Genomic DNA, 9,860 nt, shown 5'->3' with positions numbered 1-9,860 from the left:
CCGGCAAGGAAGTCGCCTCCATCCCGACGCCGTTCGCGTGGGACTCCAGCGGCCGTGACCCCGAGCTGTCGGGTGCCCAGGCCACGCCCCGTACCGCCGCCGGCACCCCGGCGGACGTGCTCAAGCTCTCCGGTCTGACCGGCATCGAGCCCGGCGCCCAGTCCGCGCAGCTCCCCGTCGCACTGGAGGGTGACGAGACGGGCACCGCCCGCCTCTCGCTGAACGTGGCGCAGACGGGCCTGTTCACCAAGCCGGGCGTAAAGTTCCCCGTCTTCGTCGACCCGACGATGAACGCCGGGTACGAGGCATGGACGACGGCCTACCGGAAGTACCCCAACAGCAGCTTCTGGAACGGCACCAACTTCTCCTCCGGCACCTCCGACGCCCGCGTGGGCTACGAGAGCGACACCGGCGGCCTGGGCCGTTCGTTCTGGCGGATGGATTTCGACCCGAAGATCAAGGGTGCCACGGTCACCCGGGCCTCCTACAAGGTGCTGAACAACCACTCCTGGTCCTGTACGGACCGTGAGTTCAAGTTCTACCTGACCGGCGGAATCTCCACCGGCACCACCTGGAACGCCCAGCCCTCCTGGACGACCCACCTGCAGTCGAAGTCCTTCGCCCACGGCTGGTCCACCTCCTGCCCCGACGAGTACGAGGCCTGGGACAACACCAACGTGAAGGCGGCCGCGCAGAAGGCCGCCACGGCCGGCTGGTCGAACATCACCTTCGGCATGCGCGCCACCAGCGAGTCGGACACGCAGACCTGGCGCAAGTTCCGCGCCACCTCCGCCACCTTCGAGGTCGACTACAACCGTCCGCCGAGCGAGCCCACCGCCGGCACCACGTCTCCCGGTGGCGCCTGCACCCCGGGCCCCGGCTCCGGTGTGGTGATCGGCCGCACCAACATCACCCTGTCGGCCAACGCCAAGGACGCCGACGGCAACCTGTCGAAGCTGCGCTTCCGCTTCTGGCCCACCGGCGGGACGGTCCCGGCCCCCGTCGACGTCACCCCGAACTCCTCCGGGACCGCCACGCGGATCATCTCCGCCACGGACCCGATGCTGAAGGACATCACGGCCAACACGACATACTCGTGGGACGTCCACGCCATCGACCAGGTCGGTGCCGTGTCCACGTACTTCCCGCCGAACACCACCGAGCCGTGCCGTATCACCGTGGACCCGACCGCGCCGCCGCAGCCGGACATCACCAGCACGGTGTTCACCGAGGCCACGAGCGACGGTGCGACCTGGGCCAAGGTCAAGTTCGGCACCCCCGGTGACTTCACCTTCACCGCCACCGGCGCGACCAAGTTCAAGTACGCCTTCGAGGGCGAGGCTCTCATCGAGACGCCGGCCCCGGTGAACGGCAAGGTCACGCTGACCGGGATCCAGCCGCGGCACGCCGGCCCCAACTGGCTGAACGTGTACGCCTACGACGTCTCGGGCAACCAGAGCATCCGCGGCGACTACGCCTTCTACCTGCCGCCGCGCGACCGGGCCGACGGCCCGATGGACACGGGCGGCGACGACATCGCCGACCTGCTCGTCCTCCACCCGGACGGCAAGCTGCGCAACTGCGTCGGCGCCCCCGTCGACCCGGCCGCCGCCGGCACCGGTGGTGAGCTGTACAGCTGCCTGACCGCCTCGTACGTGACCAAGGACTCGGCGGTCGACCCGCCGAACCACTGGATCGACGCGGCCGGCACCGCTTCACTGATCACGCACTACAACGACGCCTACCCGGGCGACGGCTCGACCGACCTGTTCGCGGTCACCCCGGACAAGAAGTTCTGGCTCTACCCCGGCGACGGCTACGGCAGCTTCAACGTCGACGACCGGATCAAGGTCCGTCTGCCGTCCAACGCCCCGGCTCCGTCCACCTGGACGCAGATCAAGGCGATCGGCGACATCACCGGCGACAAGCTGCCCGACCTGGCCGTGCGGGCCGGGACGGCGTTCTGGGTGCTGTCCGGCTACACCGGCGCCACCTTCCAGACCGCGACGCTGATGGAGGGCTCCGCCTGGGCCCGCCGCGACATCGTCAACATCGCGGACATGAACAAGGACAGCACGCCCGACCTGCTGTGGCGCAACCTCGACAACGGCAACATGTACGCCCGCCACGGCAAGCCCGGTGCGGTCGCCGGCAGCGTCGACCTCGAGTCGATCAAGGTGGCGGCGAACTCGGCCAACGGCGATGTCGCCTTCGGCACGGGCTGGACCGAAGCCAACGTCACCTCGGCGATCGGCATCCCCGACGTCAACAACGACGGCGTGCCCGACATCTGGGCCCGCTTCGGTGACACGGGCAACATGAAGCTGTACTACCCCTCCACCACCAACACCAACGCGCCTGTCAGGACGGTCCTGGCCGTCGACTGGCGTGGCGTCCGGGCCCTCGGCTGATCCCGAACCCGTCCGCCTGACACCGGGCCCCGGTCACCTGCCTCGCGGCAGGCGGCCGGGGCCCGGCCCGTTCACGCAAGCGGACGGCCGTCAGCCGCCGATCGGCTTGCGCATCTCGGCGCGGACCTCGGCCGTGGTCTCGGCGATCTCGGCCAGGTCGACGTCCTTCGGGTCGGCGACGGCCGACTCCGCGGTGACGACGGCGACGAAGGAGGCGGTGTTGTCGTCGCCCCAGGCGCACATGGGGAGGGTCGCGGTCCCCGTGGCGTCCTTCGAGGTGGTGACCTGGCAGGTGACGGTCAGGCCGTCGTGGCCGGCGGGGGTGAAGTCCTTCGGGGGGACGGCCAGGGTGGACTGCTTGTCGACGGCGCCCTTGAGGATGGCGGCGCGCGTGCCCTCGGGGTCCTTGAGGCGGCCGTGGAAGCCGGAGACGACGAGGACGGCGTTCTCCTTGCCGCCGTACTGGGCGATGGCGGCCTTCGCGTCCTTGACGGTGGGGTCGTAGGTGTCCTCGACCTCCTTGCCCTCGGTCCTTGAGGCGTCGCTGACGAGCTTGTACTCGCCGTCCAGCAGGGTCTTGGGAACGACGAGCCGGTGCGTCGCCTCGGGGAACGAACCGGTGACCCCGGTGCCGTCGAGCAGGGACACCCCGGCATAGCCGAGACCCGCGACCACGACGACGGCCCCGAGGGCGATGCCGACGACCATTCCGGTCCGCTTCTTACGCGGCCCCTGCCCCGGCGCCCCGAAGGGCGGCTGCCCCCACCCCGCCGGCCCCTGGTACTGAGGGGGCACTCCCTGATGCGGACCGCCCTGCGGGGGGTAGCCCTGCGGCGGCCCGTACGCTCCCGGCTGCTGCGGGTACCCCTGGGGCGCCTGCGGGGGCGGCACCTGCCCGGCGTACGGGTGGGGGTGCTGCGGATTCTGCGACGGCGGCGGCATGCTCATGCCGGGCACGCTACGTCACGCTCCCGGACGCCCACCCGGGCAGGGGGCGGAGGCCCCCTGCCCGGCGGGCCTCCCCGTGACCGGCGGCCCTCCCCGTGACCGGCGGCCCTGGGCGCGTCAGCCCTACCCCTGAGCCGCCCCCTCCTCCACCGCCGCGCGTACCTCCTCCACCCGCGCCTTCTCCTCCGCCGCGAACCGCTCCCGGTCCAGCGCCTCCGCGTACTCCTCGTCCTGGGTCATCAGCAGGTCCAGGTTCGAGTCGCCGAGGTCGAAGACGCCCATGTCCACGTACGCCTTCTGGAGGCGTTCGCCCCACAGGCCGATGTCCTTCACGCACGGCACGATCCGGCTGAAGAGAAGCTTGCGGAACAGGCGCAGCGACTCACTGCGCTCGGAGAGGTCCTCGGCCTCCTTCCTCGGGATGCCGAAGTTCTCCAGGACCTCGACCCCGCGCAGCCGGTCCCGCATGAGGTAGCAGCCGTCGATCACGAACTCCTCGCGTTCGCGGCGTTCGGCGTCCGAGAGCTGTCGGTAGTAGTCGCGCAGGGCCATGCGGCCGAAGGCCACGTGACGGGCCTCGTCCTGCATGACGTACGCGAGGATCTGCTTCGGCAGCGGCTTGTCCGTCGTGTCGCGGATCATGCCGAAGGCGGCCAGCGCGAGTCCTTCGATCAGCACCTGCATCCCGAGGTACGGCATGTCCCAGCGCGTGTCCCGCAGGGTGTCGCCGAGCAGGCTCTGGAGGTTGTCGTCGATCGGGTAGAGCATCCCCATCTTCTCGTGGAGGAAGCGGGCGTAGATCTCCGCGTGCCGCGCCTCGTCCATCGTCTGGGTCGCCGAGTAGAACTTGGCGTCGAGGTCGGGGACGGACTCGACGATCCGGGCGGCGCAGATCATCGCGCCCTGCTCGCCGTGGAGGAACTGGCTGAACTGCCAGGAGGTGTAGTGCCGGCGCATCTCCCCCTTGTCCTTCGGCGTCATCTTCGCCCAGTGGCGGGTGCCGTGGAGCGTCATCACCTCGTCCGGCGTCCCGAGGGGGTCGTACGGGTCGACCTCCAGCTCCCAGTCGATCCGCCTGACGCTGTCCCACTGCTTGTCCTTGCCCTTCTGGTAGAGGGCGAGGAGACGGTCGCGACCGTCGTCGTACTCCCAGGTGAAGCGGGCCGAACCCGCCGCCGGTACCGGCCAGATCGGCTCCCCGGGGGCCTTCGTGTAGAGGTCGTGCGTCGACACCGACGCCTCCTTCACTCGGAACGATGAGCGGGCCGTCCTCAAGCTCACACCTTGGTAGACACGGGGTCAACAAGTGGCGCGCAAGGGATTGACGGTCTTGCTGACGAGCAGTCTCATAAGGGTGACCGCCGGTGCCCGACCGCGATCCCGTTGACCCGACCTACTGAGATCCCGTCCACCCGACCGACCGCGATCCCCTTGACCCGGCCGACTGAGATCCCGTCCACCCGACCGCGAGCACAGCGAGGTGCCCCGCCGCCATGACCGCCCTGACCGAGCAAGACCTCACCCTCCTCCGGGATGCCCTGGGCCCCCTCCGCGACCGGGAACAGGTCGCCGAGCGGCTGCTCGAGTCCTCCCTCAAGCACTCCTTCGACCCCGAGACCGAACTCGACTGGGAGGCCCCGGTCGAGGAGGGCAAGTGGTTCTGGCCGCCCGAGCTGGTGTCCCTCTACGACACCCCGCTGTGGAAGCGGATGTCCGAGGAGCAGCGGATGGACCTCGCCCGCCACGAGGCCGCGTCGCTCGCCTCGCTCGGCATCTGGTTCGAGATCATTCTGATGCAGCTGCTCGTCCGGCACATCTACGACAAGTCGGTCACCAGCAACCACGTGCGCTACGCCCTCACCGAGATAGCCGACGAATGCCGGCACTCGATGATGTTCGCCAGGATGATCCAGAAGGGTGGCGCGCCCGCCTACCCCGTGCCGCGGATCTACCACAACCTGGCCCGCGTCCTGAAGACCGTCTCCACCACCCCGGGCTCCTTCGCCGCCACGCTCCTCGGCGAGGAGATCCTCGACTGGATGCAGCGTCTGACCTTCCCCGACGAGCGCGTCCAGACGCTGGTGCGCGGGGTGACCCGCATCCACGTGGTCGAGGAGGCACGGCATGTGCGGTACGCCCGCGAGGAGCTGCGGCGGCAGATGGTGACCGCCCCGCGCTGGGAGCAGGAGTTCACCCGGCTCAGCTGCGGCGAGGCCGCCCGCGTCTTCTCCGTCTGCTTCATCAACCCGGCGGTGTACGACAACGTCGGGCTGAACCGCCGCGAGGCCGTCGCCCAGGTGAAGGCGAGCGGCCACCGTCGCGAGGTGATGCAGTCGGGGGCCAAGCGGCTGACCGACTTCCTGGACGACATCGGTGTGCTCCGGGGACCCGGACGGCGGCTGTGGAAGGCGTCCGGGCTGCTGGCGTGACCCCGTGGACCCTCAGGACGCGTGCGGGCCGGGGGCCGGGGTGGTGAGCGGGCCGCGGGCCGGGCGCGGTGGCCGGGGGCGGGACCAGGCCCCACCGGTCGGACCGGCGGCGGCCGCCTGCGGGTCGGCCCGCGGAGTTACGCTGCGTGGCATGACCAGTCCCGGCACGCCCGCGTCACCCGCGTACCGCCGGCTCAGCGTCGAGGAGCGCAGGATCCAGCTCCTCGGCGCGGCCCTGTCGCTGTTCGCGCACCGGGCGCCGGACGACGTCTCGCTCGACGACGTCGCCGAGGCGGCCGGTGTCTCGCGGCCGCTCGTCTACCGCTACTTCCCCGGCGGCAAGCAGCAGCTCTACGAGGCGGCGCTGCGTTCCGCCGCCGACGAGCTGGAACTGTGCTTCACCGAGCCGCCCGTCGGCTCGCCGACCGAGCGGCTCGTCCGGGTCCTCGACCGGTACCTGGCCTTCGTCGATCAGCACGACGCCGGATTCAGCGCCCTCCTGCGGGGCGGCAGCGTCGCCGAGACCTCCCGGACCACGGCGATCGTCGACGAGGTGAGGCGCGCCGCCGCCGAGCAGATCCTCGTCCATCTGGGCGTGGACCGGCCCGGGAACCGGCTGCGGATGATGGTCCGGACGTGGATCGCGGCCGTGGAGGCGGCCTCGCTGATCTGGCTCGACGAGGAGAAGCGGCCCCCTGCCGACGAACTGCGGGGCTGGCTGGTCGACCATCTCGTCGCGCTCCTCGCGGCGACCACCGCGACGGACGAGGAGACGGCCGCGGTGGTGAAGCGGCTGCTGGCGCAGGAGACGCCGGACGGGCCGGTGGGGAGGCTGGCCCGGCGGGTACTCCCGGTGGTCGGCGAGGCGGCCCACCTCATATGAGACTGGTGGGGTGAGAAGCGAGAACACCCCCTTTCGCGGCGGCCCCCTGGACGGCCGGGTCCTGCCCGTCCTCCTCGGCCCGACCGGACACCCCCCGAAGTGGTACGAGGTGCCGGTGCCCGCCGCCGACGGCGGTCCGCCGACCGTGTACGCGTACCGCCGCGAGCCCGCCGGGCACACCAAGCGGCTCGGCATCCAGCGCGGCTGGGTCTACGCGTACGCCCCCGGGGGCCGCGAGCGGCGCGAGCTGAAGTGGCCGTGGTCCCGGCCGGCGTCCCCGCCTGCCTCCCCGCCGCCGGACGAGTGAGCCCACCCCGCCGAAACGCCCCTTAATGCGTTAATCGCATGATTCTGTGCGTCATCATCTCCGTGGAGGTGATGACGTGTCAGGAAGGCTGCTGCGCACGATCTGCACGGGGGCGGTGCTCGCCGCCACGACGGCGCTGACGGCGGCGCCGCCCGCCGGGGCGCCGGCCGACGCGCCGGCCTCCCCGGCGGCCTCCCCGGCGGCCGCCACCGGCCCGGCCGGGCCGTCGACGGCGAGTTCGGCGGGCGGCCGGGACAACGGCGGTCCGAAAGAGGACCGGGCTCTCGCTTCCCCGAACGGACCGGGCGGGACGCCGACGCGGCCCCTGACGCGCTCCTGGGCTGGGCCCTCACGGTCGCCCGACGGCCCGCGCCCGGACGAACCCGTGATCCCTCCCGACCCGCGGGGACGACCGCCCGAAGCCCTACGGGACGACGCGCCCGACGCCGACCCCATGGACGAGCCCGCCGAGACCTCGGGCCCCGCCCCCGAGGACCCCGCCCCCGAGGACCCCGCGCCGGACGACCCCGCGCCGGACGACCCGGCCGCAGAAGGCGCCCCCGACACCGACGATGCCGCCGCCTCCCCGGAGGACGACGACGCCGCCGCGCTCCCGCCCCCCGGAGGGGACTCCGTCGCCGCCCTCCTCACCCGGCTGCAGACCCTCTACCGGCAGGCCGAGCAGGCGACCGAGAGCCACAACGCCACCGAGGAAGCCCTCAAGGCGCAGACCGCCGACACCAAGAAGGTCACCGACCGGCTCGCCGCCGCCCGCCGGGCCCTCGAACGGGGACGGGACGCGGCCGGGCGGCTCGCCCGGGAGCAGTACCAGGGGCGGGCAGCGGCCACGGCGCTCTCGTCCTACCTCCAGGTGCTCCTCGCCCCGGATCCCCAGCACGCCCTCGACCGGAAGCACATCGTGGCCCGCGCGGCCCGCGACCGCGCCACCACCGTCTCCCGGCTCGAGGACGCGGCAAGGCAGGCCGACGCGCTCGCGGCCGCGTCCCGCAAGGCCCTGGAGCGGCAGCGCACACTCGCCGCGCGGCAGCGCGAGCAGCGCGACGACGTCCGGGCCCGGCTCACCGAGGTCGAGCGGCTGCTCGCCTCCCTGTCCCCGGCGCAGCTCGCCCGGCTGACCGAGCTGGAGCGGACGCAGACCGCGGGCGCCCAACGCGAGATCGTCGACTCGGGAGTGCTGTCCGTCCGGCGCACGCCCTCGCGCGAGGGCGGCGAGGCCCTGCGCTACGCCGTCCGGCAGATCGGCAAGCCGTACGTGTGGGGCGCCGAGGGGCCGGAGTCGTACGACTGCTCGGGGCTGACCATGCGGGCGTGGGCGAGTGCCGGCCGGGAGATCCCGCGCACCAGCCAGGAGCAGTGGCGGACCTTGCCGAAGGTGCCGCTGAGCGAGCTGCGCCCCGGCGACCTGGTGGTCTACTTCCCCGAGGCGACCCATGTGGCCGTCTACATCGGCGAGGGCATGGTCGTGCACGCGCCCCGCCCGGGCGGACGGGTCAAGGTCTCCCCGATCGCCGCCAATCCGCTGCTCGGGGCGGTCCGCCCCGACCCGGGCGGGGCCGCCCTGGACGCGTTCGCGCCGCCCGAGCTCCCGGCGGGAGCAACGGACGGCGCGGACGAGGGGTTCGATCAGCCCTGAGTGAGCGAGGCGAGGTACGCGGAGGTCTTCTCCGGGTCGTAGAAGAAGTTCTCGAAGTCGGCCGGGTCGTTGAAGCCGTTGGCGAACCGGTCGGCCGCGGGCTGGAGCTGCCCGGCCGCGCCGATGAGGCCGAGGACGTGCTCCGGCGGTACCCCGAGCATGGCGTTGGTCCACTTGGTGACGTGCTGCGCGGTGTCCCAGTAGCGGTCGAACGTGCCCTGCATCCAGGCCTCGTCGAAGGGCCGGTCGCCGTTCTCGACGATCGAGGCGAGGTACGCGGCCGCGCACTTGGAGGCCGAGTTGGACCCCTGGCCGGTGATCGGGTCGTTGGCGACGACGACGTCGGCGACGCCGAGGACCAGGCCGCCGCCGGGGAGCCGGCCGATCGGGTTGCGGACGGTCGGGGCGTAGCGGCCGGCCAGGGTGGCGCCCGCGTCGGTGAGTTCGACCCTGGTGGCGCGCGCGTACTCCCAGGGCGTGAACTTCTCCATCAGCTCCAGCGTGAGCGCCAGGTGCTCGGAGGGGTCCTTGACGCCCTGGAAGACGTCGAGCGGTCCGCCCGGGATGCCTTCCCAGAAGAGGATGTCGGCGCGGCCGGAGGTCGTCAGGGTCGGCATGACGAACAGCTCGCCGACGCCCGGGACCAGGTTGCAGCGGACCGCGTCGAAGTCCGGGTGCTCGGGGCGGGGGCCGAGGCCGTGGACGTACGCGACGGCCAGGGCGCGCTGCGGCTCGCCGTACGGGGAGCGGGCGGCGTCCCGGCCGAACATGGAGACCAGCTCGCCCTTGCCGGCGGAGACCAGGACCAGGTCGTACGAGCGGGAGAAGTAGTCCAGGTCGGAGACGGCGGCGCCGTGGATGACGAGCTGGCCGCCGCGCTGGGCGAAGGTCTCCATCCAGCCGGCCATCTTCACGCGCTGGTCGACGGACTGGGCGTAGCCGTCGAGCCGGCCCACCCAGTCGATGACGCGGGAGGCGTCGGGACCGGCGACGGAGACGCCGAGGCCCTTGATCTGCGGGGCCTGCGACTCCCAGAAGTTGATCGCGAGGTCGCGCTCGTGCTGGAGCGCGGTGTCGAACATGCACTGGGTGGACATGACCCGGCCGGACCGGATCTCGTCCGCCGTGCGGTTGGACATCAGGGTGACCTCGTACCCCTGCGACTGCAGTCCGAGGGCGAGCTGGAGACCGGACTGGCCGGCGCCGACGATGAGTATCTTCCGCATGG

8 protein-coding genes are annotated in these 9,860 nt (G+C 71.9%); 5 read left to right on the top strand and 3 right to left on the bottom strand.

The features are described from left to right. The coding region (locus AB0K65_RS27805; protein ID WP_365721196.1) for a hypothetical protein at positions 1-2,411 on the top strand (2,411 nt) is incomplete at its 5' end. 90 nt (positions 2,412-2,501) lie between these two features. Here the strand turns inward: AB0K65_RS27805 and AB0K65_RS27800 are convergent. Both AB0K65_RS27800 and AB0K65_RS27795 read right to left on the bottom strand, forming a co-directional pair. Beyond that, entirely contained in the window at positions 2,502-3,359 is an 858-nt protein-coding gene (locus tag AB0K65_RS27800) for a proline-rich domain-containing protein (RefSeq protein WP_365721194.1), read from the bottom strand. A 123-nt stretch (positions 3,360-3,482) separates the two neighbouring features. Further along, positions 3,483-4,592 carry a ferritin-like domain-containing protein gene (locus AB0K65_RS27795; protein ID WP_365721192.1) on the bottom strand — a complete coding sequence of 370 codons (1,110 nt, stop codon included), beginning with the start codon at positions 4,590-4,592 and terminating at the stop codon, positions 3,483-3,485. Between the two features lie 260 nt (positions 4,593-4,852). On the opposite strand from AB0K65_RS27795, the gene AB0K65_RS27790 reads away from it, so the two are divergent. From AB0K65_RS27790 to AB0K65_RS27775, 4 genes are all read left to right on the top strand, one after another. After that, complete coding sequence (locus tag AB0K65_RS27790) at positions 4,853-5,788, top strand: diiron oxygenase (protein WP_365721190.1); 936 nt, start codon at positions 4,853-4,855, stop codon at positions 5,786-5,788. Between the two features lie 151 nt (positions 5,789-5,939). Next, complete coding sequence (locus AB0K65_RS27785; protein WP_365721188.1) at positions 5,940-6,671, top strand: TetR/AcrR family transcriptional regulator; 732 nt, start codon at positions 5,940-5,942, stop codon at positions 6,669-6,671. A 10-nt stretch (positions 6,672-6,681) separates the two neighbouring features. Continuing rightward, a complete protein-coding gene (locus AB0K65_RS27780) occupies positions 6,682-6,978 on the top strand; it encodes a hypothetical protein (RefSeq protein WP_365721186.1) in 297 nt (98 codons plus the stop codon). A gap of 454 nt (positions 6,979-7,432) precedes the next feature. Then, complete coding sequence (locus tag AB0K65_RS27775; protein ID WP_365721184.1) at positions 7,433-8,632, top strand: NlpC/P60 family protein; 1,200 nt, start codon at positions 7,433-7,435, stop codon at positions 8,630-8,632. Here the strand turns inward: AB0K65_RS27775 and AB0K65_RS27770 are convergent. Then, complete coding sequence (locus AB0K65_RS27770; RefSeq protein WP_365721182.1) at positions 8,623-9,858, bottom strand: styrene monooxygenase/indole monooxygenase family protein; 1,236 nt, start codon at positions 9,856-9,858, stop codon at positions 8,623-8,625. The genes AB0K65_RS27775 and AB0K65_RS27770 overlap by 10 nt on opposite strands. Positions 9,859-9,860: the final 2 nt, after the last annotated feature.

Source organism: Streptomyces sp. NPDC053755, assembly GCF_040677675.1.
Lineage (GTDB): Bacteria > Actinomycetota > Actinomycetes > Streptomycetales > Streptomycetaceae > Streptomyces.
This window is presented reverse-complemented; position numbering and strand designations above follow the sequence as displayed.